Genomic DNA, 23,363 nt, shown 5'->3' on the forward strand with positions numbered 1-23,363 from the left:
TGTAGGAACGAGGACGATAACCGCCTTTCCGTGCGGAATCTAAGCGGAACCGTGCATCCCGCGCAGAACCTGGAATGGGGTAAAGCACGAAAGAGGCGCCGCCTCCCACCTCGGGAGACAGCGCCTCTTTCGTTAGAGCCGGGTCAGCGGAAAAGCTTAGCCTTCCACGCCGCACTCAGCCAGAATCAGCTCACGCACACGGGCGGCATCAGCCTGACCGCGGGTAGCCTTCATGACCTGACCGACGATAGCGCCAGCAGCCTGAACCTTACCGGCACGGATCTTGTCGGCAACATCGGGCATTGCTGCCAGGGCTTCCTGAACAGCTGCGGTGAGCGCACCGTCGTCGGAGACCACGGCGAGGCCGCGCGCCTCAACGATTTCGGCGGGGGTGCCTTCACCTGCGAGGACGAACTCGAGCACCTGACGGGCGATCTTGTCGTTGATCTTGCCTTCGGAGATGAGCGCTTCGAGGGCGACCACGGTTGCGGGCTCCACGCCGAGGGCGGTGAGCTCAACTTCAGCCTGCTTTGCGCGGCGGGCGATTTCGCCCATCCACCACTTGCGGGCTGCTGCTGCGGTTGCGCCTGCGGCGACAGTCTCTTCGATAACGTCGAGTGCGCCAGCGTTGACTACGTCGCGGAACTCTTCGTCAGAGTAGCCCCACTCGCCCTTGAGGCGGCGGCGGCGCTCTGCCGGGGGTTCGGGCAGTTCGGCGCGCAGACGCTCAATCCAATCGCTGTTGGTGACGACCGGTACCAGGTCCGGTTCGGGGAAGTAACGGTAGTCGTCAGCGTCGGACTTGGGGCGGCCCGAGGAGGTTTCGCGGGTGTCTTCGTGCCAGTGGCGGGTCTCCTGGGTGACCTTTTCGCCGCGTTCGAGGATCGCTGCGTGGCGGCGAATCTCGTAGCGGACGGCGCGCTCAACGGAACGGAGGGAGTTCACGTTCTTGGTTTCGGAGCGGGTGCCGAACTTCTCTGCGCCCTTGGGCATGAGGGAGACGTTGGCGTCGCATCGGACGTTACCGCGTTCCATGCGGGCGTCGGAGATGCCGAGGGAGCGTACGATGTCGCGGATTGCGGCAACGTAGGCGCGTGCCAGTTCGGGTGCGCGTTCGCCGGCACCGACGATGGGTCGGGTGACGATCTCGATCAGGGGCACGCCTGCGCGGTTGTAGTCGACCAGGGAGGAGGTTGCACCCTGGATTCGGCCGTCTGCGCCACCAACGTGGGTGAGCTTGCCTGCGTCTTCTTCCATGTGGGCGCGCTCAATTTCGACGGTGAAGATGGTGCCGTCTTCGAGCTCAACGTCCAGGGAGCCGTTTTCCGCGATGGGACCGCCAGCCTGGGAGGTCTGGAAGTTCTTCGGGGAGTCCGGGTAGAAGTAGTTCTTGCGGGCGAAGTAGGACTTGTCTGCGATGTCGCAGCCCAGTGCCAGGCCGAGCTTGATGGCGGACTCAACAGCGGTCTTGTTCACCATGGGCAACGCGCCGGGCAGGCCGAGCGATACGGGGGTGACGTTGGTGTTGGGCGTATCGCCGAACTCGTTGGGTGCGGAGTCGAACATCTTGGTCTTGGTGTTGAGTTCGACGTGCACCTCGAAGCCGAGGACCGGGTCGTACTTTTCGATGGCTTCTTCGAAGCTGAGGACTTCTTCACTCATTACTTGGTTCCCCCAAAGTCAAAGTCGCGGATCAGAGTTTCAGTGTCGGGCAGGCTCTTGTAGAGCGGTGCGCCCCATTTTGCGGTCAGCAGTTCTTCCAGTGCTGCGCCGACGCGGTAGAGGCGTGCATCTTCGCGTGCGGGTGCGGTGAACTGGATGCCGACGGGCAGGTTGTTCTCTTCGGAGAGGCCGCCGGGCAGGGAGAGCGCCGGGACGCCTGCCAGGTTGACGGGCACGGTTGCGACGTCGCCCAGGTACATTGCCATGGGGTCGCCTTCGGTCTTCTCGCCGAGCTTGAACGCGGTGGAGGGCGCGGTCGGGGAGATGAGCACGTCGCACTTTTCGAATGCTGCTGCGTAGTCGCGCTGGATGAGGGTGCGTACGCGCAGTGCGGCGCCGTAGTAGGCGTCGAAGTTACCTGCGGACAGTGCGTAGGTGCCGAGGATGATGCGGCGCTTGACCTCGTGGCCGAAACCTGCGGAGCGGGTTGCGGACATGACGCGTTCGATGGTGACGGGGCCGTCTTCGGGTACGACGCGCAGGCCGTAGCGGACGCCGTCGTAGCGTGCCAGGTTGGAGGACACCTCAGAGGACATGATCATGTAGTAGGCGCTGATAGCTTCGGTGACGGAGGGCAGGGAGACCTCGATGATCTCTGCACCTGCGGCACGCAGCTCTTCAACGGATTCGCGGAAGCGTGCGAGCACACCGGGTTCGAAGCCTTCGCCGTCGCCGCCACCGAGTTCCTTGATGACGCCGACGCGCAGGCCGGACAGGTCGCCCTTGCGTGCGGCTTCTGCGCCTGCCTTGGCTTCTTCAACGAAGTTGCCGGGCTCATCGGGCAGGGAGGTTGCGTCGAGCGGGTCGTGGCCTGCGATTGCTTCGTGGAGCAGTGCGGTGTCCAGGACGGTGCGGGCGACGGGGCCTACCTGGTCGAGGGAGGATGCCATGGCGATGACGCCGTAGCGGGAGACGGAGCCGTAGGTGGGCTTGACGCCGACGCTACCGGTCAGTGCTGCGGGCTGGCGGATGGAGCCGCCGGTGTCGGTGCCGAGTGCCAGGGGTGCCTGGAAGGCGGTGACGGCTGCTGCGGAGCCGCCGCCGGAGCCGCCGGGTGCGCGGTCGAGCGCCCAGGGGTTGCGGACTACGCCGAATGCGGAGTGCTCATTGGAGGAGCCCATTGCGAATTCGTCGAGGTTGGTCTTGCCGAGGATGGGCATGCGTGCTTCGCGGACCTTGCGGGTGACGGTGCCGTCGTAGGGGCTCATCCAGCCTTCGAGCATGCGGGATGCTGCGGTGGTGGGCTGGCCCTTGGTGACGATGAGGTCCTTAACGGCGATGGGCACGCCGGCCAGCGGGGGCAGTTCCTTGCCCGCTGCGCGGTCTGCATCCACTGCTGCCGCGGTGGCGAGTGCTTCTTCGGCGTTGACGTGCAGGAAGGCGTTGAGGCCGCTCTTGCCGTCTGCGCGGTTATCGCTCAGGGGTGCGCCATCGGTGGCGGCGATACGGTCCAGGTGCGCCTGGGTGAGTTCGACGGAGGTAATCTCGCCGGCGGCCAGCTTGGCGGCGGCTTCGGCGGCGGTGAGCTGAATCAGTTCGTTCACTTGGTGTGTCTCCTCTTAGTCTTCGTCGAGGATTGCCGGCACGCGGAACTTGCCGTCCTGTGCGTCGGGGGCGCCGGAGAGCGCCTCTTCCTGGGTGAGGGTCGGGACGGGTACGTCTTCGCGGAAGACGTTCTCGAGGGGGATCGGGTGGCTGGTCGCGGGGATGTCGGCAGTTGCTTTCTGCGACATGGTCTCAACGGATGCGACGATGATGTCGAGTTCAGACGCCATCGCGGTGAGTTCTTCATCGGTCATCTCAATGAGTGCCAGCGATGCCAGGTGCTTTACCTGTTCAAAGGTGATGGCAGACATGGTTCTCCCGTAGTTTGTTTTCTTGTCTCTTCTCTAGTGTAGTGGAGGTTGCGTTTTCCGTCTCATTGGGGGTTGGAGGGTTTACCTGCTGGTTTGCGTGGTCAGGCGGTGTTATCCTCCCCTGTTTTCGGGTTAAATGCTCAACGCCCCGCTCCTCGTGTGAGGTGCGGGGCGTTGGGCTACAACGTGTCCACGTTACGCTTGAGGGTTAATCCTTAGGCGGGGATGGTCAGAACCTGGCCGGGGAAGATCAGGTCAACGTTGTAGATGATGTCGGTGTTCGCAGCTGCGATTGCCTGGTAGCCGCCTGCAACGCCGAGCTTTGCAGCGATCAGCGAGAGGGAGTCACCGGGAACCACGGTGTAGGTGCCTGCTGCAGCCTTGGGAGCTGCAACGGGAGCTGCTGCTACGGGAGCCTCAACTGCCGGTGCAGCGGGTGCTGCTGCGGGAGCCTCAACTGCTACGGGAGCTGCCTGAGCTGCCGGTGCAGCGGGTGCTGCTGCGGGAGCCTCAACTGCTACGGGTGCAGCCTGAGCTGCAGGAGCTGCGGGTGCAACCTGTGCCGCGGGAGCGGTGTAGGTCTGCTGGGTCTGCGACTGTGCAGCCACGGTGGTGGTGGGCTCGGTGTAGGTGGGAGCTGCGCCGGTCTTGCCGTAGAGGCCAAGCTTAGCGGAGCATGCGGGCCATGCGCCCCAGCCCTGGATAGCGAGCAGACGCTCGCCAGCCTCGATCTGCTGTGCACGGGTAGCGGTCGCGGGGGAGCCGGACATGCCGACGCCGTTCCAGGACTGCTGGGTGAACTGCAGACCGCCGTAGAAGCCGTTACCGGTGTTGATGGACCAGTTGCCACCGGACTCGCACTGTGCCAGTGCGTCCCAGGTAGCACCGTCTACTGCGTTTGCAGCGGGCATCGACATGGTAGCTGCTACAGCGCCACCGATGGCGAGAGCTGCTGCGGTACGACGAATGGAAGTGTTCTTCATAATGCTCCTTGGGGCCGTCCCCGCTCGTTCCGTCCCCGGAACTCTAGCGCGCCGCCGCTCACCCTTTGATAACGAAGTAGGTTACTCATGTTCTGGCTCTACCATGTGAGCGGCTCTCCACCGATTTCATGTCACCGTGAGCGATTCTGCACTTGTGTGCGGAATCCGGGTGGCACTTCCTCGATGGGGACGTGCGGTAGAACCGGGCATCGTTTCAAGCATTCCAAGCTTGAAACCACACAGGTGATTCTCTTGCGAGAATCCATCTGGTCTCAAAGATAGCCGAGGTTTTTTATGATTCCAACCCGACTTCAAGTTCACAGCGAACGTCCCGGGTTCTCCCAGGGTTCTTCCAGGTTAAAAGTGCAGGAAACATTAATGGGGACCTTGAACCCCGCGCATATTAAGGGTTTTCCCCCGGAATTTCGGGGTTTTCTAGGGTTTTAATCCGGAGGCACTCCCCCGCCGAGCTTTCTGATTCGGGGTTGGCGCGCGCCCCCTTTAAGGGTTTTGAACAGCGTGTAAATATTTTTTAAATATTTCTTTGCTTTGGGAGTGTTTTAAGGCGCCTTCGCCTTAAAAGCTGTGGTAATTATAAATGCCAAAAATTGGCATTCAGGCTCTGAAGCACGCGCCTCAGAGCCTGAATGCTCTATATATTGCAGGGGTCAGATTCAGATGACCCCGCTACCGGGTCTACTCCGCGGCGCTCTCGACCGCTTCCGGACCGCCCTCAAGCAGGGCGGTGAAACCTTCCTCATCCAGGACCTTCAGACCCAGCTGCTGAGCCTTATCCAGCTTCGAGCCAGCGTTCGCACCGGCAACCACAAAGTGGGTCTTCTTCGAGACCGAACCGGATGCCTTACCGCCGCGAGCAATAATGGCTTCCTTCGCGCCATCACGGGTGTAACCGTTCAGCGTGCCGGTCACGACCACGGTCAGACCCTCCAGGGTGCGTTCCACAGACTCGTCGCGAAAATCTTCCATGCGCACACCGGCGGCAGCCCATGAGTCCACCACCTCGGCGTGCCAGTCCTCGGCGAACCACTCAATAATCGAATCGGCAATCGTGGTGCCCACACCATCCACAGCGGCAAGGCGTTCACGGTCAGCCTCGCGGATCGCCTGCATCGAACCGAACTCCGCGGCGAGCGCGCGGGCAGCGGTCGGGCCCACGTGGCGAATCGAGAGGGCAACCAGCACACGCCACAGCGGCTGTTGCTTTGCTTTCTCCAGCTCGGCGAAGAGGTTCAGCGTATTCTTCGTGGGCTTCGGCTCGGGGCGTGCCTTGGTCGGCTTGGTGTAGAAGTAGGGCACGCGCTCCATCTTTCCAGTGCCCACACCCTTGACCTTCTTCTCACGTTCGATGGTGACCTCGCGCAGGTCCTCAATGTTGAGGCTGAACAGGTGCGCCTCGGTCGTTAGCGGAGGGGTGTGCGGGGTTGCGGGGCTGGTGAGTGCCTTTGCTGCTTCGAAGCCGAGCGCCTCAATGTCGAAGGCGCCGCGGCTTGCCGCATAGTACACACGCTCGGTCAGCTGCGCCGGGCAGGAGCGCGGGTTCGTGCAGCGCAGATCCACGTCGCCTTCCTTGCCGGGGGCAAGGGGCGAGCCGCAGGAGGGGCATTCGCTAGGCATGACGAACTCACGTTCGGTGCCGTCACGTAGGGCAACCACGGGGGCGACGATCTCGGGGATCACGTCACCTGCCTTGCGCAGCACCACGGTGTCACCGATGAGCACACCCTTAGCCTTGACCACGTCCTGGTTGTGCAGGGTGGCGCGTTCCACGGTCGAACCGGAGACGAACACGGGCTCCATAACACCGTAGGGGGTCACGCGGCCGGTACGTCCCACATCCACGCGAATGTCTAGCAGCTTGGTGTGCACCTCTTCGGGCGGGTACTTGTATGCCACAGCCCAGCGCGGCACGCGGGAGGTGTAGCCCAACTGAGCCTGGGTCGCGAAGTCGTTGACCTTAATAACGATGCCGTCGATCTCGTGCACCAGGGAGTGGCGCTGCTCGCCGTACTTGTTAATGAAGTCGAAGACCGCCTCGGTGTTTGCGGCAATTTCGCTGTAGGGGCTCACGGGCAGACCCCAGGAGGCGAGCAGATCGTAGGTCTCGTACTGGGTGGCAACGTCCAGGCCGGTGCGCGAGCCGATGCCGTGCACGTACATGCTCAGCGGGCGCGAGGCGGTAATCGCCGCGTCCTTCTGGCGCAGGGAGCCTGCCGCGGCGTTACGCGGGTTCGCGAAGGGGTTCTTGCCGGCGGCAATCATGGACTCGTTGAGCTTCTCGAAGTCGGCGGAGGAGATGAACACCTCGCCGCGAATCTCGATTTCTTCGGGGTGGTTCTCACCGGTCAGCTGCTGCGGGATGCTCGCGATGGTGCGCACATTGTGGGTGACGTCTTCGCCGGTGGTGCCGTCGCCGCGGGTTGCCGCGCGCACGAGGGTGCCGTTGCGGTAGAGCAGGTTCACGGCGAGGCCGTCAATCTTCAGCTCGGTCAGCCACTGCGGTGCGGCGCCGGTGAGGGTTCGGACGCTCTCTTCGGTCTTGGTCAGCCAGGTGCGGAGCTCTTCGAAGGAGAAAACATCCTCGAGGGAGTACATGCGCTGCAGGTGGGTGACGGGTGCGAAAGCCTCGATGGCTTCACCGCCAACTTCCTGAGTGGGAGAGTCGTTCGCGATCAGGTGCGGGTGCTCCGCCTCAATGATTTCGAGGCGGCGGTAGAGCTTATCGTACTCGGCGTCAGAGAGGAAGGGTGCGTCCTCGTTGTAGTAGGCGCGGCGGGCGGCACGAATCTTATCGGTCAGTTCCGTGTACTCAGCACGCAGGGCCTCGGTAATCTCCACGGTGTTTTCTGCGGTGTTTTCCACGGAGTTTTCTGCGGGGCTCTCTGCTCGAGTCTCGGCGGGGGCAGTCTGCTGGGCGGTGTTGTTCTCAGTCACCCGTCCAGTCTAGCGTTTTTGCTACGCCTCTCCCCTATCGCTCGTCATATTGCCGGGTTCCGCAAGCACGAACGCTGACGCAAGAGCACCGTAGCCACTTCCTGGATCGCGCTTCCTTAGTTTCTGTGCGCGAATACAGTTCACCCCCGCCTTCTGCAGACACTCGCACGAGTACCCGAAGAGAGCGGGGGTGAATCATAAGGTATGAAGTTTAGGCTTCGACAGCGTCGGCAACAATCACGGTAATGTTGTCGCGGCCGCCCGATCGCAGCGCCTCGTGCTGGAGCACGTCAGCGGCGTCCTGCGGGTGGCGAATCGAAGTGAGCACACGCGCCATGTACTCGTGCGAAAGCTCACCGGAAAGGCCGTCGGAGCAGAGCATCAGGCGGTCACCGGGGCGGGCGGGCAGAACCCAGAAGTCCGGTTCCCAGTAGTTGCCGGTACCCAGCGCGCGGGTAATCACGTTGCGGCGCGGGTGGGTCAGCGCCTCCAGGGCGGTAATCTGACCCTCGTCAACCAGGTACTGCACCTCGGAGTGGTCGCTCGTGACCTGCTCCAGCGAAGCGGAACCCTCAGAGCCGGGCAGCTTCTCCATCGCGGAGTGGTGAATACCCTCGTCTTCACGTAGCAGACGGTAGGTGCGGGAGTCACCCACGTTGAAGATAACCCACAGGTTGCGGTCGCCAATGCGGGTCAGCCATGCACCCGTCACAGTCGTACCGCCAGCGCGGGAGAGTGCCTGCTTAATTTCTTCGTTGGTTTCGCCGAGAATATCGTGCAGGCGGTTCAGGGTGCCCACGATTTCGTTGTTGAGGACGGTGTTGGCGCGGCGACGACGCTTGGCGGGGTCGGAGTCGTCAATGGCGGCGAGGCGTTCAGCGTAGGCCTGCTGCTCCTCTTCGCTACGGCCACCGGGCATGGTGAAGAAAGGCGAGTAGGCAAGCTGACGCACGCACAGGCGCGATGCTACTTCGCCGGCTTCGTGGCCTCCCATGCCGTCCGCGACCACGCAAAGGGAACCGGCAACGACCATCGAATCTTCGTTATTTTCTCGATGTGCGCCGCGGTGCGTTGCACCACCGGTACGTAGTTTCAGTTCAGTCATGAGAGGTCTATCTCCATTGTGTAGTTCGCGCGACGAGTCACCGCCACGGGGTCTACGTTACCAAAGCTTCTAACGTTTCGCGTCCCTTGAGAGGTGAGAATATAGCGATTTCCCACCTGTCGGAGCGTGTTTGCTGTCTCATTATCGGTCAGTACGGTACCCGGTTCAGCGAGGGAGACCAGGCGCGCAGCCAGGTTCACGCTGGAGCCGTACACGTCGCCGCGGTTAGCCAGAACTTCACCCCAGATGAAGGCGACACGTGCATCCGGCAGTTGCGGGTCGGCACCAATCTTTTCGGAGAGCTGCAGGCTAATCTCTGCGATAGCGTCCGGGGTTTCGGTGAGGAAGAAAACTTCGTCACCGAGAGTCTTAATAATGCGACCGCCCAGGGGCGCAATAACGTCCAGGCAACTCTGCTCAAAGTGGTTGATGAGCTGAGAAAGAGCCGCCGCGTCTAGGTTACGTACCAGAGAGGTGTACGAGACCAGATCCACGAATCCTACACCGCGTACCAGGGGCAGGCGGGAGAGGCCGGAGGTGGTCACGTTGTTTTCGCGTAATCCCAGGCGCAGGATTCCGGCGTACATCTGGCGACGGTATGCGTATAGCGCCAGACGCTCGAGAACCTCGAGGTAGCGCGGGAAGTCTTTGAGGAGCTTGCGGCGGGCATCATTATCGCTGAGGTTTTCGGTGACCATGATGTTGTGCACGAGCGCCTCAATCTGCCAGGCGACGGTGCGGTCGGTCAGTTGGCCTTCGGCACGCACGAGGGATGCCACATATTCCATGCGGATATCGCCTTCTGCGTCCAACTTCTGTAGGTCGGCGAGCATCTGCACGTCTGTTTCAGTGAAGTAGGGCGAGTGGTTGGGAATCGTCGGGAAGCCCATATTGTGCCAGATGCGCTGGGCGGTTTCGAAGGGAAGTCCGGCGCATTCTGCGGCTTCTAGGGGGGTGTAGCGGCGGCCCTGTCCCAGGAGCGACTTTTCGAGGGCTCGGATTCCTGCCTTGGATTCCTCGTCTCGGTAGATATTGTTCTGGGCGAGGTTCTGCAGAATTTTGAGGTTCAGCATTTGGGTTTCGGGGCCCATGGTGGCGCCGGTGCCCTGCGGAGAGTGCGCAGGTTCATGGTGGTCTGCCGTGCTCATTGCCGCTGCCGCTCCTTTCATCTCTGCCGGACAATACTGTCTGGTTTACACCGTGGTGGCACGAGGTTACGAGGTGCCTCGTTACACTCTGTGGGTTTTGCATTGCGTCACTGCGATGATGCTCACCGTGTAGCGCCTTGTTAATATACCCCTCCGCTGTGGTGTTTGGGTCACAAAAGCGCCCGCACCCTAGGATAGTTTAGTGGAGTAATTCACATTTAAGAATACTCTAATCCGCATTTTTTCGGCAGATTTAGCGACTGATTTAGGCTCTGAGCCAACCCGACAGCTCCCGCCCGAGTCGGCGGCGGGGGCGAAGAAGCTCTAAATATAGCGAGAGCGCAGGGCGTAGCAGTCACGTCGGGCGGCTTTAATTTCTTTTTCAAAGCGCTTCGGGTCGGGCACGTAGGTCAGGCGGTGATGCACGCCGCGGCAGACTACGTACACCGAACCGTAGCCTAGCCAGGCTCCCGGGCCGCGCTGTTTTGCCCAACGCTCCCCCATGGAATCCAGGTAGAGGGATTCGTCTCCGGTTCGGGTCATTACGCCGCGGCGAACCACGAGCCGGTGGGTGGTCAGCAGGTAGTAGGTGGTTGCCCAACGCCAGGCGGTGCGCACAGCACCGAGCAGGGCACCTACCGCGCAAATCATGCCAAGAGTCCACAGAATCGGTGAGGACCGTGCCGTGGAGGCGAAGGTTGACGCGGCGATAGCAACCAGCAGGTAGGCAAGCGCGGGCAGCAGGGCACCGTAGTGCTGTCGGGTGGCGATGATGACATGCTCACCGGGGTTGAGTTTTCCGCGCAGGCGCATGGTGTTCCTTAGCTGTGCTGGTTGTTATATTCCGGCTGGAGGCGCCGGTTGAGGTGGTGTGGGTTAATGCAGTTGACGTGCCGGGCTGACATTTTAGGGGTTGGTTCTAGTGTGCCTGCTGAAAATCTCCGTAGCTACCGTTGGCGGGGCGAAGGTGCTCAATATCGCCCACCGCGTAGGGCTCTAGGGATCCGTCCTCGCGGCGGATGAGGATGCGCCCCTGCGCGTCGAGGTCTTTGGCGGTGCCTTCTACGGTGCTTCCGTCGGGCAGACTCATGCGCACGCTGGCGCCGAGGGTTGCGGTGGCGGCGCGCGCCTGGTCAAGCAGGCTGAGGCTATCAGGGGTGAGCGGGTCGGGGCGTTCGGGGTCGCCGCCGGCGCGCACGAAGGCGCGGTAGCGGCGGGCGAAGATGCTGAGCAGCCGGGTGAGCACCTCGGAGGAGTCAATCACAGTACCGGTGCACAGGCTCAGGCTCGTGGCGGTGGGTACGGGCAACTGCTCGGCGGACATGTTCGTGTTCTGTCCGATGCCCACAATAATGCTGCGTTGCCCCTCGGTGGAGCCGCTTTCGGGAACGAGCTGGGCGAGAATTCCGCACCCCTTAGCACCCTGCGCGATGACGTCATTGGGCCATTTGAGGGCAGCATCGACGCCGTAGCTGCGCCAAATATCGACCACGCTGAGCCCGGCGATGAGGGTCATCCAGTGGTAGCTGCCTTCGGGGAGTTCTCGGGCGAGCGGGTCTGCGGAGGCGTGCGGGCGCACCACGATACTTGCGGCGAGGCAGGCTCCGGGAGGGGCGGTCCAGGCTCGGGCGAGGCGGCCGCGTCCGGCGCTTTGGTAGAGGCTGGCGTAGACGGAGAGCTCACCGAGCTGTTCGCGTTCGGGGTCCGTGCCGTCCATAAGTAGCTCGCGGGCGCGGGTGGTGGTGGAGTCGACCTCATCGTAGAGGTTTACGCTGGAGTACCCGGTTTCCATTGCAATGGTGCGGATGCGTGGCACATCCAAAACCGAATAATCGCTCTCGATGTGCATGTTCTTCTCCATAGCTTGCGCCTTTCCACTCTGTCCGAAACTACTCTGCAGTATGCCGACCCTCTTTCAGCTCACCGTCGAAACCTGCCAGCTTCTACCGAGTCGCACTGGTTTCTCACCATACCAATTTCTTGCCGCCGGTGATGCCCACCCGGCGCCCGAGACGGTACATTAGACAGTGAGGGTGCATCAAGCACCGACCGGCTGCGGAGGTTCCTCCGCCCTGCTCGAAAGAAGACCGCTATGGCTTATTACGCAATTACTTACGTTTACGCAGCTCCCGAGGAGCAGGCGAAGTACCGTCCGGCTCACCGCGAGTACCTTGGTTCGCAGATTGAGGCGGGCAACCTGATCGTTTCGGGTCCTCTGCTGGACGGCGAGACCCCCGCTGGCGCTCTGCTGATTGCAAAGGTTGACTCCGTTGAGGCAGCTGAGAAGCTGGTTGCTGGCGACCCCATGAACATTGGTGGCGCGGTTCTGTCTCACACCATCACCGAGTGGAACCCGGTCCTGGGCACCATCTAAGCGTCATTTCACGCTGAAAGTTTGAACGCAAACCCCCTTTCCGTCGACAAGGATTGCCGAAGCGAAAAGGGGGTTTTCTGCGCTCTTTTGAGCCGCGCTTTCGCACTTTTCGTTTACTATATGCACCTTCTTGGGTACTGAGTGCATAAAAGTGTATCTAGTGTTGATATTCTGGCTTCTCACCTGGCATATGTGGGCTAGTTCGCACTATAGTTGAAAGATATGCACATTGTTCAAGAGTGCTCTTCGGGGCACCTGAGCACCTTATCACCGCAACCACTGGCTCCCGACGATCGGGTGGAGCAGGAACGAGGAATAATGTCCGAGAACCTCCAGCAGGAATTTGATTTGAGCACCACCGCCGGTAAGCTCGCTGATTTTTATGCACGTCGAGAGCGCAGCTTCGCGCCCAGCGGTGAGGCAGCTATCGAGAAGCAGCACGCACGCGGCAAGCACACCGCCCGCGAGCGCATCGATATGCTTCTGGACGAGGGTTCTTTCGTAGAGTTTGATGCCCTCGCCCGCCACCGCACCACCGCATTCGGCATGGAGGCGAAGAAGCCTCTGGGTGACGGCCTGGTCTCCGGTTACGGCACCGTGGATGGTCGCCTGGTTGCCGTGTATTCGCAGGATTTCACCGTCTACGGTGGTTCTCTCTCGCAGGTGAACGGCGAGAAGATTGTGAAGGTGCAGAAGTTCGCTCTGAAGAACGGTTGCCCGGTCATCGGCATTAACGATGGTGGTGGCGCCCGCATTCAGGAGGGCGTGGCTTCCCTGGCGATGTTTGCCGACATTTTCCGTATGAACGTGCGTGCGTCCGGCGTGGTTCCGCAGATTTCTGTCATTATGGGCCCCTGCGCTGGCGGTGCCGCGTACTCCCCAGCGCTGACTGACTACATCATCATGGTGGATAAGACTTCGCACATGTTCATTACCGGCCCGGACGTCATTAAGACCGTGACCGGCGAGGATGTGGACATGGAGACCCTCGGCGGTGCGCGTCAGCACAACTCCGTGACCGGTACCAGCACCTACCTGGCTGAGGATGAAGAAGACGCGTTCGATTTTGTGCGTGAGCTCCTCGAGTTCCTGCCCTCGAATAACCTTGCAGAGTCCCTGCCCCTGGAGCACGACCAGGAGCCCGTGGTGACGGTAGACGATCTGGACCTGGACACCCTGATCCCGGATTCGGCAAACCAGCCTTATGACATGCGCGCGGTCATTGAGTCCGTGGTCGATGACGGCCACTTCCTGGAGATGCAGGCGCTGTACGCCCCGAACGTGATGATTGGTTACGCCCGCGTTGAGGGCCGCACGGTCGGTATTGTGGCGAACCAGCCGATGCAGTTCGCCGGCTGCCTGGACATTTCGGCTTCCGAGAAGGCCGCCCGCTTCGTGCGTCATTGCGATGCGTTCAACATTCCGATTCTGACTTTTGTGGACGTTCCCGGCTTCCTGCCCGGTACCGATCAGGAGTTCAACGGCATTATTCGCCGCGGCGCTAAGCTGCTCTACGCTTACGCGGAGGCGACCGTTCCGCTGGTTACCGTCATTACCCGTAAGGCGTACGGCGGCGCGTACATTGTGATGGGCTCGAAGAAGCTGGGTGCCGATATTAACCTGGCGTGGCCCACCGCTCAGATTGGTGTGATGGGCGCTCAGGGTGCGGTGAATATTCTGTACCGTCGTGAGCTGGCTGCTCTGGCGGCTGAGGGTGGCGATGTTGAGGCTCGCCGCGCTGAGCTGATCGCCAAGTACGAGGAAGAGCTGCTGAACCCGTATCAGGCTGCTGAGCTGGGTTACATTGACGAAGTTATCGCCCCGAGTGAGACTCGCGTGCGCATCATTTCTTCGCTGCGCGCCCTGCACGATAAGCGTGCGTCTACCCCGGCAAAGAAGCACGGCAACATCCCGCTGTAGGCTTTCCCTTGTGCCCGCACCATTTGTGGCGCGGGCATTCCCAGGATTTTAGGTTTTCTAAGGAGGCGTGCCTTTGGCCGGCTACAACCCGCTGAGTTATTTCTCATTCGGTAAAAAGAAGGATAGTTCGGAGGCTGCTGAGAGCGCCGAGCAGCTTGAGCGTAGCTCCGCACATTCTTCTGCGCACGCAGATACCGCATCCAGCGCCCCGCCGAAGGATTCTGCTCAGCCTTCGGTAGATGCTGACGCTGAGCAGGAGCCTCTACTGAAGGTGGTTAAGGGCTCCCCCACCCCGGAGGAGATTGCCGCCCTAACCGCTGTGGTGGCGATGATGCAGGCGAATGCCGCGCAGCAGGAGCAGAACTTGCTGGTGGGTGCCGCTTCGCGCATCCTGAACCGCGGTCAGCGCCTGGGTGTTTCGTTGCGTCCCGGTCCCGGTTCGTGGAGGCGCGCTCGCCCCAGGTAACGCGAGCTGATAACTCTGCTTCTTATATTCCCGTCACGCCAGCTGGTGTGGCGGGAATATATTGTTTTGCCTCAAATTCAAGATTGATATTGCGCTATTGAACATCTAATGCGCCGATTCTTGTGGTTTTGTCATATTAGAAACGATAAAGTCATGATGATACGTACTGATGCTACGATGTATATACCATCACATTAGTGTTAATAAATTGGCAGGGACCATGGCAAAGATGCTGAATAAAAACCATAGGCCCCCACCGGATGTCTATATCGCGCTTCTGTTGCCGACGCTACGGCGCTTGTCGAAGACTGTACCTCGCACCGCCGCCTATGTTAGTGAGCAGTTGCGGCAGCAGACTAAGGCATTGGGGTCGAAGAAGAACCTACCCGATCTTGAATCCACCGATTTTGCGGTGGCTGTACGTACCACCTTGAAGATCTTGGTGGCACTTCGTTATGCCCAGTTGATGCCTCGCCTGACCCCGTGGGAGAAGAGGAAGTACCTGCTCACTCCTCTGGGTGCCGAGCTAACCTGCACCCCGCACCTGCACGGTTCGGTGCCGCCGCGTGTGGTGAAGCAGGTGCAGGCGCTGTGTACTCAGAGTTTGACGGCGAAGAGCGTGAAGAAGCTGAAGAAGCAGGCGAACGCACTCCTGGCGACTGCGGAGGCGGAGCATCGCCTTATTTTTGGTGCTTCCGATGGTGATGCGGTCACCGGTATGGAGCCGTTCCTCCCCGATACCGGGGATTCTGCCCCCGCCCATAAAGCACCCGGTGCAGAGCACCTTGTAAACGCGTTGAATTCTGCGGGCACTGCGGAGGCTGCGGGGTCCTGGCCCGCCGGTCAGTCTCCCCTGGATATTATTTTGCGCGCCAGCGATTCGCCGGTCATTCACGCTCAGGCTGAGTTTGCGGAGCATTTTACGCAGGATTTGATTCAACATATTCACGCGGTGACGCCGGAGTACTTTGAGCAGATTGTTGCCGATATTTTTACGACTCTCGGTTTTACGACCGAGGTAACCGGCGGCGCCGACGATAAGGGCGTGGATGTTATTGCCCGCTATTCTGACGGTCTGGATTTTGCGCCGATTTATATTCAGGTGAAGCATTATTGCGGAACCATGAAGGTCACCCCGAACGAGATTCAGAAGCTTGCCGGTGCAGTGCTTTTGCACGGCGGCCTGCAGGGTGTTTTGGTGACCTGCGGTGCTTTTGCGCAGCCGGTTCCCGAGTATTTGCAAGGTTTGCCGGGCGCTCGCAATATTGCGCTGGTTGATCGGCACCAGCTGGTGGAGCTGATGATTCGTCACCGTGTGGGTGTTCTTGATGGTGAGGGCGAGTGCGGTTACCGCATTGACGAGGAGTATTTTGCCCGTGGCATGGAGTAGCCGGGGGTGTTTCTGGGGCGAGTATTTCTCTCCGAATATCTCTGATCTTCGCGCATTTCCCGCGTCATTTCACTTAATGTATTTTCACTTTTCCTTGAGGATATTTTTCACATATCGGCTGGTTTTAGAAATCTAGGTTATTTCTCGAACCAGCCGATACAATGAGAAGGTAGTGCGTTATATATTCTTCGCATTATTTCACGAAGTGTATATACCCGTGACGGTCTAGACACTTCACCCCAATTTATAGCGTTCTTTCTGAGTGCGCGTCATAGAAGACGGTGCGTAAGCGGGACGGGTTGAGAAAAAACTACCTACCTTGCTTCTCTTCACAGCGGGATTTCAAAGTGCCGGCCCAAAAATAAAGATGGTGCCGCTCACTTTCGTGATTATTTTCCCGCTCAAATGACTGCACTTCATGAAGAACGCCTGCACGATAAATAACACTAGATAAGGAGCCCGGCGTGGCTTTTGTGAATAAAACAATGCTCCATATCGATCATTCCGAATTGCACTCTTTGCAGCAGGAAACCTCGTGGGAGGCTCTACCCGAGGAAGCACGCACTCTCAGCGTTGCGGCGGCTTTCTCTCTGCTCCGCCATTTTGAGCGCGCGCAGGATCGTGGCGAGAAGGTTTTCTTCCCCGATATGTACACCCCGGTTGGCGTAGACCTGGGTTTCAATATGACTCAGCGTTTCATCGCTGTGGGTGACAATGTCCTCTTCCGTGAGGCGCTTAATAAGCTGATTGCGGCGCTGGTCAACGCTGATTATCTTGAGGTGTCCCTCAGCCAGCTGCATCCGGGCAATCTGCACTACACTCTGAGCGAGGCTGGCCGCGAGCTGTTGGGTACCCCGAAGGAGCAACAGGCTCAGGCTCTCTTGCCGGTTCTGCCCCTCCTCAGCGGCGTGTACCTCTACTACTTGAAGCAGTTCTACCCGGTTCTGCTCTCGCACATTACGGTGCGTGAGCTTCTGCCCATCGTCCTGAGCGTTACCCCGTCCTACCCCGCGGCGGCTCCCGTGAAGATTCGTGAGCTGGTGCTGCGCGAGTGCGGTTTCGTGCAGGGTTGGTACGGTCTGTCGTACCTGGAGCAGCGCATTGTTGAGCCGGTGATTGCTCAGGCATTGAGCCTGCTGACCCGTGAGGGCTACCTGCGCACCAAGACCATTCACGAGCACACGGATTCGCCGCTGACTCTGTACTCGCTGTCCCCGTCTGCGAAGGAGCTGGTGGCTCGTCATGAGGAGACCGGCGTGCCGGCGAGCGAGCTGAGCTCCGTGCTGGCGTTGGTGAAGGATGAGGGCACCTCGATTACCGCTGAGGATATTGCCGCAACCGACGCTCTGCTGACCCACATGGGCGTGCTTCTGCTCGATACTCTCAACGACCACGGCGCCGATGTGGAGCTGAGCCTTCCGAGCCTGGAGCAGGTCTTTGACCGCGACGAGCGTATTCAGCAGGCGTCCTCGAACCCCTATTTTGTGCAGATTGACGCGCAGGATTACATCTACGATGTGCTGACCGCGCACCACTACCTGTCCGAGCGTGAGACCGTCTACTCGCTGGGTTCCGCGTTTGCGCCCACCCTGGCGCAGATGGCTGAGCCGAGCGTTCAGAAGCTGGTGGCTTCGGCTCTGCTGGATCCTGCCGCTGTGGATGCTCTGCCGTACCCGCATCAGCTGCTGTACCCGATTCTGAAGCTCGTGGAGGAGAACCCGCGCATCTCCTACTACGACATTTACGATGAGCTGAAGATCGCCCTGGACATCCCGTACCTGCAGGGTGAGGTCGCGCCGCACCGCTACAAGCTGACCCCGCGTCTACGTAACCGCTATTCGGTGGCGATGCACGTGCTGAAGGGCGAGCGCTACCTGAACGCTCTGCGTGAGGGTACCGGTCGTACTTCCCGCAAGAACCCGGAGCGTTACGAGCTGAGCGAGGCGGGTAAGGAACTGCTCAAGCGTTTCCCGGAGGGCGCTCCGGAGGCGGTGACCGCCCGCATGGCGCCGCTGCCGCCCCAATCGCTCAAGCACAAGCTGCCTCAGGATATTGCCGCTGAACTGCAGGCTCGTGAGGAGGCTCTTCAGGCTGCCAAGGAGGCGCGTGCCGCGGAGCGTCAGGCTCGTCTGGCGGCCCGTGAGGGTCGTGAGCCGTTGGCTCCGGTACCGGGTGCTTCTCCGGCGCTGTTGGCGCGTCCGGCTGGTTCGCCGGTGGTGGCTGCGGCGCAGGCTCCCGCTGAGGTTCCGGCGGCACCGGTCGCTGCTGCGCCGGTCGTTGCGACTCCCGCCCAGCCGTTTGTTTCGGCTCCGGCTGTTTCGGCTGCTGAGCCCTCGACCGCGCTACAGGTGGCTGCCGCTCAGGTGCGTGAGGCTCTGAAGCGTTACCGTCAGGTCTTCCGCCGCGAGGCTCTGGCACCCGCCCTGGCGCAGGTGTCTGAGGAGCGTTTCCGTAGCATTGGTTTCGATCTGTTCCTGATGCGCGGCTACACCGTGGAGGCTCTTCAGGCGCAGGGCGTGGACGGCGTAGCAACCCCCGCCACCGGCGAAAAAGAGCGAGCATTCTATGTTCGCACTCTGCGCCCGGTAGCTGGCGGTGTGCTGTCCGCGAGCGTTCAGCCGCAGGATATTACCGCGTTCTTCCTGGCTATTCACGCCCGCGGCGGTCAGCTCGGCACCTTCATTACGAACGCCCCGTTCAGCGATGAGGCGTACGACGAGTTCATCCGCTGCTCGACCAAGTACCCGAACATTCTGGTGGACTTGGTGTCAGGTGATGAGCTGCAGGACCGCCTCATTGCGCACCGCCTCGGCGTGGTCGAGGGTGCGAACGGTCTGCTGGAGCTGAACGGCGAATACTTCGCCGGCTAGCCTCCCCTGCTAGTAGCTTGTAGCCCATCTTGGGCACGCCCCGGTTTTCTCTTTCCTGCACGTTCGGAGGGAGAAAGCCGGGGCGTTTTCGCGCATCCTCCCCGGTGAGTTGTCCACAGGTGGGCCCTTTTCTTGGCGTTCGGTGCCGCTCAGCACGTAATATTGCCGGTTTAAGCGACCCATATCACCGAAAATCGTGGTTGAAGGCACACCCCTGAGTTAGGATATGAACATGAGCACTTACCAGGAACTTCCCAGCATCTACCGATTGAAGCGCTCGCTGACCGACGTCGATCAGATTGCTAACGAATATTTTGAAAAGGTCCTCGACCTGAACCCCGTCCATGCAACCGAGCTTGGTCGCAAAGGCGTAGAGACCCTGTACCCCGACTACTCGCCCGCCGGCGAGAAGGCTTTCGCGCGCCTTGCGAAGAAGACTTTGAAGAAGGTCGATAACGTCCTGCCTATTGATGACGTTGACCTGGTCACCCTGGATGCTCTGCAGGAGCGCCTGAGCCTGTACCGCAAGCAGCACAAGGCTGGCTTTGGTGGCTGGCAGCTGAACAATATTGCCTCCGTCCCGCAGGAGGTGCGCTCGGTCTTTGACCTGATGAAGCGCAACACCCAGCAGGATTGGGAGCACATTATTGGTCGTATGCACCGCGTGACCGAGGCGCTGGAGGGCTACATCCAGACCCTTGAGGCGGCTCGTGAAGAGGGCAAGGTCGCCCCGCGCCGCCAGGTGGATATTGTCATTGAGCAGACCGCCGCGTACTACGCTCCCAGTGGTTTCTTTGACGAGCTGGCCGCTGAGGTCGCCGAGGCTGTCCCCGCGCTGAAGGACGAGGCTGCCGCAGGTGCCGAAGCTGCTAAGGAAGGCTACCGCCGCCTCAACAGCTACCTTGTGGAGACGCTACAGCCGATCGCTCCCTCCCGCGACGCTGTGGGCCGTAAGGCGTACAGCCTGCACTCCCGTTCGTTCCTGGGTACCACCATTGACCTGGACGAAACCTACGCCTGGGGCGTGAAGGAACTGGAGAGCATTATCGCTCGTCAGCGTGAGGTTGCCGAGGAGATTGAGCCGGGCGCAAGCATTGAGCGTGCGAAGCAGCTACTCGATGAAGATCCGGCACGTCAGCTGCACGGCACCGATGAGCTGAAGGCATGGATGCAGAAGCTCGCCGACGCCGCGGTGGAGAACCTGGCGGATACTCACTTTGAAATTGGCGGCCCCATGCGCCGCATTGAGTGTTGCATTGCGCCCACGAACGAGGGCGGTATCTACTACACCGGCCCCTCCCCCGATTTCTCGCGTCCGGGCCGCATGTGGTGGTCGGTTCCCGAGGGTGAGGATACGTTCACTACCTGGCGTGAAACCTCCACCGTGTACCACGAGGGCGTTCCGGGCCACCACCTCCAGATTGCTATTGCTACGGCTCTGAAGGGCACCATGAACTCGTGGCGTACGAACATGCTGTGGGTTTCCGGTCACGGTGAGGGCTGGGCGCTGTACGCCGAGCGCCTCATGGAGGAACTGGGCTATCTGAAGGATCCGGGTGACCGCATGGGCATGCTAAACGCTCAGCGTATGCGCGCCGCCCGCGTGGTCTTCGATATTGGTGTTCACTGCGAGATGCCGATTCCCGCGGAGTGGGCTGAGCAGCTGGGCGTTGAACCGGGCACCATCTGGACCTCTGAGCTGGGTTACGAGTTCTTGAAGCTGAACCTGGACGAGTCCGAGGGTCACCTGCGTTTCGAGTTCCTGCGTTACCTGGGTTGGCCGGGTCAGGCGCCGAGCTACAAGATTGGCGAGCGCCTCTGGCTGGAGCTGCGCGATCAGGCTGTACGCCGCGGCGATGACATGCGTGCATTCCACACCCGTGCGCTTCTGCTCGGTTCGGTGGGTCTGGACACTCTGCGCCGCGCCCTGACCGATGAGATGATGCTTCCTCTGGATACTGAGGATGACGACGATGAGGACGACGAGTAGCCTCTAGTCTGCTCGCTCCTCGCCGCTTCTGGAGTGTCTCCGGGCGAGGCTCTATAGATGAAGCCCCCGCTTCAGCTTCAGCTTTAGCTGAGGCGGGGGCTTCGTCTTTTCGTGCGAGGTTTATCTATCGGGATTCCGGGCTATCCGAAGTTTGCGGTGCCGGGGTCGGTGGTGCCGAATCCCATGCCGGTGGAGTCGTTCAGATCCACCAGGTGCGGGGCGAAGCGGCACCAGTAGTCGGTGAGCGCGCCGTTCGATTCGCGGATGCCCACGCCTACCGTGCGTCCGTCGACCACCCACACGCCGAGGATGGGATGGCTGACCGGGTTGATAATGCCCTCGTAGCGCGGTGCCGGGATGTATTCCTGGTAGATGAATTCGCTTTCGGGGGCGTTGGCGAAGAAGTCATCGTCTTCGGGCTTGATGAAAACGTCGTAGTCGGGGGCGTAGATTTCTACACCGTCGCCTTCGCGTCCGAAGATGGGCTTGCGAACCCAGTTGCGCATGCCGCCGCGGTGGCCCGCGTAGGTGGGTACGAGGTTCGGGTGGCCGGGGTACTTATCCCAGAGCGCGGCGAGCAGCAGCTTATTGGAGAGGAACATCTTCCACGCAGGCTCAATCCAGCGGTCCATGGCGCCGTGGTAGGCGAAGAGGAGCTTGTCGTAGCCTGCTTCGCTGTCGGTGACCAGGTCTTCCCAGGGGTAGAGCTTGAAGAGGTTGGTGATGCGCCGTCCCTGTGCGTCTTCCCAGCTCTTGGTGTCTTCGTTGAAGATGACTTCGTCGATGGGAATCATGTGGGTTTTGATGCCCGCCTGCTGTGCCGAGTAGGCGATGAGCCAGAGGTTGTTGTAGTCCTCGTTGGTCTCGTCAATCTCGGGGGGCACGTGCGCCAGGTGCAATACGGGCTGCACGCCCGCGGTGATTTCGGGGGCGAAGATGTGGCGCCAACGGTTGGTGAAGGCTTCGCCGATTTCACCCCAGTGGGCGTAGCCGCGGGTGTCGAGGCGCTGGTCTTTCGCCCAGGTTTTCTGGCTGACTGCCGCCTCCACGATGCCGGTGGGGGTGTCGGCGTTGTATTCGAGCAGTTTCATGGCGTCGCCGGGCACACCAGAGTAGGTGAAGTCGAAGCGGCCGTAGAAGTCGGCGTCGCGGCGGTTCCAGGATTCTACGGCGAGGTTGAATGCCGCCTGCGGCAGGCCGAGGGTGCCGAACGCGCCGGAGGCAATGTACTCGACGGTTTCCAGGCACATGCGGTGCATTTCTTCCGCCTGGGCGCGCACAGAGTCCATTTCTTGCGGGCTGAAAATGTAGGCGGCGTATTCGTTCCAGTAGTGGTCGGTGTCGTGGGGGCCGTCCACGCTGTAGGTGAGGCCTTCCTCAATGATGACGTTCTCCCAGTCGGGTCGGCCGACGGGAAATTCTTCGCGGCGCATGAGGGGCTAGGCTCCTTCGAAGTAGTGATTGGAAAGCGGTGTTGTTACGTCACCGCGGGTGTGGTTGTTCTGGTGAGGAAAATGCGGGCGGGACCGTTCAGTCCCTGCCCGCATTCAGTGTCATGGCTTATGGCTTAGCCGCCGGAGCGGCCGCCACCGGACTTGGAGCCGCCACCGAAACCGCCCTTGCTGCCGGACTTCGAGGAAGAACCAGACTTGGACGAAGAGCCAGACTTGGACGAAGAACCGGACTTCGAGGAGGACTTGGAGGTGTTCGACTTGCTGTAGGAGCCGGTGCTACCGCTATTGCTGGTGCCCTGCTTACCGCTGGAGACCGAGCCGGTGGTCTTATTGCGCACCGAGGAGGTCTTACCGGAGTTGTTGGTGCTGGTCACCTTGCCGGAGGAAACGGTGGAGGACTTCTTCGCGGTGCGGTAGGAGTCCTCGAAGCCGCCGCCCTTGGAGGACACGCCGCTGTAGACGGTGCCGTTGCTGGGGCGGGTGGTGCTGCCTCCGGAAAGCTTAGAGCCCACGGGAGGAATGTAGTGGGATCCGGAAGAATTGGATGCGCTCTGACGGCCCAGATAGTACCAGAGGAAAGCATTCGACGTATTGTGGCTGGTGGTCGAACCAGATGAGCCCGAGGAACCAGACGAACCGGAAGAGCTGGAGGAGCCAGAGGAGTTAGAGGAACCCGAGGAATCACTGCTGGACGAGCCGTTGCTGGATGAGTCGGTCGGCTCCTGAACGCCTGCCTTCTCACATTCGCTATCTTCCACGCGCAGGCCGGTCTTCGCGTCCTGGCAGACGCGGGCGTACTCTTCGCCCTGCGACAGGAATGCGTTCTCTTCCTGGTGCATGGAGTTGTAGGCGAAGATGCCACCGCCAACCAGTAGCACGCCGGCACCCGCTACGGCAATCATCTTGGCGATGCCGGGGCGGGTTGCGCCCAGGTTCAGGGTCTGCTGGGCAGAGGTCTGTGCGGCGCGGGTAGCGAAATCTGCGACCGCTTCCATGCGGTTGCGAGGCTTCTTCGGGCCGTTGGGGGTGGTGGTTCCGCCGGGGTATTGGGGAGCAGAACTCATGCATCTCTCCTTGAAAGGTGGTGCGTGGCGTAACGCTCAACGCGTACATGAAGCTGAGTGGGTACAGCA

At 60.8% G+C, this 23,363-nt stretch carries 17 protein-coding genes; 6 read left to right on the forward strand and 11 right to left on the reverse strand.

Going from position 1 to position 23,363, the window contains the following annotated elements:
* Nucleotides 1–156 precede the first annotated feature (156 nt).
* The 9 genes from gatB to HMPREF2605_RS05145 all read right to left on the reverse strand — a co-directional run bounded on the left by gatB (nt 157) and on the right by HMPREF2605_RS05145 (nt 11,627).
* Nucleotides 157–1,662 carry an Asp-tRNA(Asn)/Glu-tRNA(Gln) amidotransferase subunit GatB gene (gatB, locus tag HMPREF2605_RS05105; protein ID WP_070847232.1) on the reverse strand — a complete coding sequence of 502 codons (1,506 nt, stop codon included), beginning with the start codon at nt 1,660–1,662 and terminating at the stop codon, nt 157–159.
* Complete coding sequence (gatA, locus tag HMPREF2605_RS05110) at nt 1,662–3,266, reverse strand: Asp-tRNA(Asn)/Glu-tRNA(Gln) amidotransferase subunit GatA (protein WP_070847234.1); 1,605 nt, start codon at nt 3,264–3,266, stop codon at nt 1,662–1,664. The genes gatB and gatA overlap by 1 nt, the downstream gene beginning before the upstream one ends.
* A gap of 15 nt (nt 3,267–3,281) precedes the next feature.
* Complete coding sequence (gene gatC / locus HMPREF2605_RS05115; protein ID WP_049332870.1) at nt 3,282–3,578, reverse strand: Asp-tRNA(Asn)/Glu-tRNA(Gln) amidotransferase subunit GatC; 297 nt, start codon at nt 3,576–3,578, stop codon at nt 3,282–3,284.
* Nucleotides 3,579–3,793: 215 nt separating this feature from the next.
* On the reverse strand, nt 3,794–4,561 hold the full coding sequence (locus HMPREF2605_RS05120; protein WP_049355064.1) for a transglycosylase family protein: 768 nt from the start codon (nt 4,559–4,561) through the stop codon (nt 3,794–3,796).
* Nucleotides 4,562–5,257: 696 nt separating this feature from the next.
* Entirely contained in the window at nt 5,258–7,513 is a 2,256-nt protein-coding gene (gene ligA, locus HMPREF2605_RS05125; protein ID WP_141762283.1) for an NAD-dependent DNA ligase LigA, read from the reverse strand.
* Between the two features lie 211 nt (nt 7,514–7,724).
* Nucleotides 7,725–8,618, reverse strand: a complete 894-nt coding sequence (locus HMPREF2605_RS05130) for a PP2C family protein-serine/threonine phosphatase (protein ID WP_070847236.1) — start codon at nt 8,616–8,618, stop codon at nt 7,725–7,727.
* On the reverse strand, nt 8,615–9,766 hold the full coding sequence (locus HMPREF2605_RS05135) for an adenylate/guanylate cyclase domain-containing protein (protein ID WP_070688305.1): 1,152 nt from the start codon (nt 9,764–9,766) through the stop codon (nt 8,615–8,617). Before HMPREF2605_RS05135 ends, HMPREF2605_RS05130 begins: the two co-directional genes overlap by 4 nt.
* Before the next feature lie 324 nt (nt 9,767–10,090).
* Nucleotides 10,091–10,579, reverse strand: a complete 489-nt coding sequence (locus tag HMPREF2605_RS05140) for a glucose ABC transporter permease (protein WP_070688307.1) — start codon at nt 10,577–10,579, stop codon at nt 10,091–10,093.
* 106 nt (nt 10,580–10,685) lie between these two features.
* Nucleotides 10,686–11,627, reverse strand: a complete 942-nt coding sequence (locus HMPREF2605_RS05145; protein ID WP_070688309.1) for a biotin--[acetyl-CoA-carboxylase] ligase — start codon at nt 11,625–11,627, stop codon at nt 10,686–10,688.
* A 231-nt stretch (nt 11,628–11,858) separates the two neighbouring features.
* Here HMPREF2605_RS05145 and HMPREF2605_RS05150 point away from each other — a divergent pair, with 231 nt between their 5' ends.
* The 6 genes from HMPREF2605_RS05150 to HMPREF2605_RS05175 all read left to right on the forward strand — a co-directional run bounded on the left by HMPREF2605_RS05150 (nt 11,859) and on the right by HMPREF2605_RS05175 (nt 20,776).
* Nucleotides 11,859–12,140 carry a YciI family protein gene (locus tag HMPREF2605_RS05150; protein WP_049341641.1) on the forward strand — a complete coding sequence of 94 codons (282 nt, stop codon included), beginning with the start codon at nt 11,859–11,861 and terminating at the stop codon, nt 12,138–12,140.
* A 318-nt stretch (nt 12,141–12,458) separates the two neighbouring features.
* Nucleotides 12,459–14,060 carry an acyl-CoA carboxylase subunit beta gene (locus HMPREF2605_RS05155; RefSeq protein WP_049341639.1) on the forward strand — a complete coding sequence of 534 codons (1,602 nt, stop codon included), beginning with the start codon at nt 12,459–12,461 and terminating at the stop codon, nt 14,058–14,060.
* Nucleotides 14,061–14,127: 67 nt separating this feature from the next.
* On the forward strand, nt 14,128–14,526 hold the full coding sequence (locus tag HMPREF2605_RS05160; protein ID WP_246828168.1) for an acyl-CoA carboxylase subunit epsilon: 399 nt from the start codon (nt 14,128–14,130) through the stop codon (nt 14,524–14,526).
* A 298-nt stretch (nt 14,527–14,824) separates the two neighbouring features.
* Nucleotides 14,825–15,916 (forward strand): restriction endonuclease, encoded by a 1,092-nt coding sequence (locus tag HMPREF2605_RS05165; protein ID WP_246828169.1) that lies wholly within the window; start codon nt 14,825–14,827, stop codon nt 15,914–15,916.
* A 464-nt stretch (nt 15,917–16,380) separates the two neighbouring features.
* Nucleotides 16,381–18,786 (forward strand): restriction endonuclease, encoded by a 2,406-nt coding sequence (locus HMPREF2605_RS05170; RefSeq protein ID WP_070847242.1) that lies wholly within the window; start codon nt 16,381–16,383, stop codon nt 18,784–18,786.
* A 232-nt stretch (nt 18,787–19,018) separates the two neighbouring features.
* On the forward strand, nt 19,019–20,776 hold the full coding sequence (locus HMPREF2605_RS05175; RefSeq protein ID WP_070847244.1) for a DUF885 domain-containing protein: 1,758 nt from the start codon (nt 19,019–19,021) through the stop codon (nt 20,774–20,776).
* A 140-nt stretch (nt 20,777–20,916) separates the two neighbouring features.
* Here the strand turns inward: HMPREF2605_RS05175 and HMPREF2605_RS05180 are convergent, their stop codons facing one another.
* Entirely contained in the window at nt 20,917–22,209 is a 1,293-nt protein-coding gene (locus tag HMPREF2605_RS05180) for a glutathionylspermidine synthase family protein (RefSeq protein ID WP_070847245.1), read from the reverse strand.
* 134 nt (nt 22,210–22,343) lie between these two features.
* Nucleotides 22,344–23,294 (reverse strand): hypothetical protein, encoded by a 951-nt coding sequence (locus HMPREF2605_RS05185; protein ID WP_070847246.1) that lies wholly within the window; start codon nt 23,292–23,294, stop codon nt 22,344–22,346.
* Nucleotides 23,295–23,363: the final 69 nt, after the last annotated feature.

Origin of the sequence: Rothia sp. HMSC065C03 (genome assembly GCF_001837295.1) — a bacterium.
In the GTDB taxonomy this organism is placed as follows: domain Bacteria; phylum Actinomycetota; class Actinomycetes; order Actinomycetales; family Micrococcaceae; genus Rothia.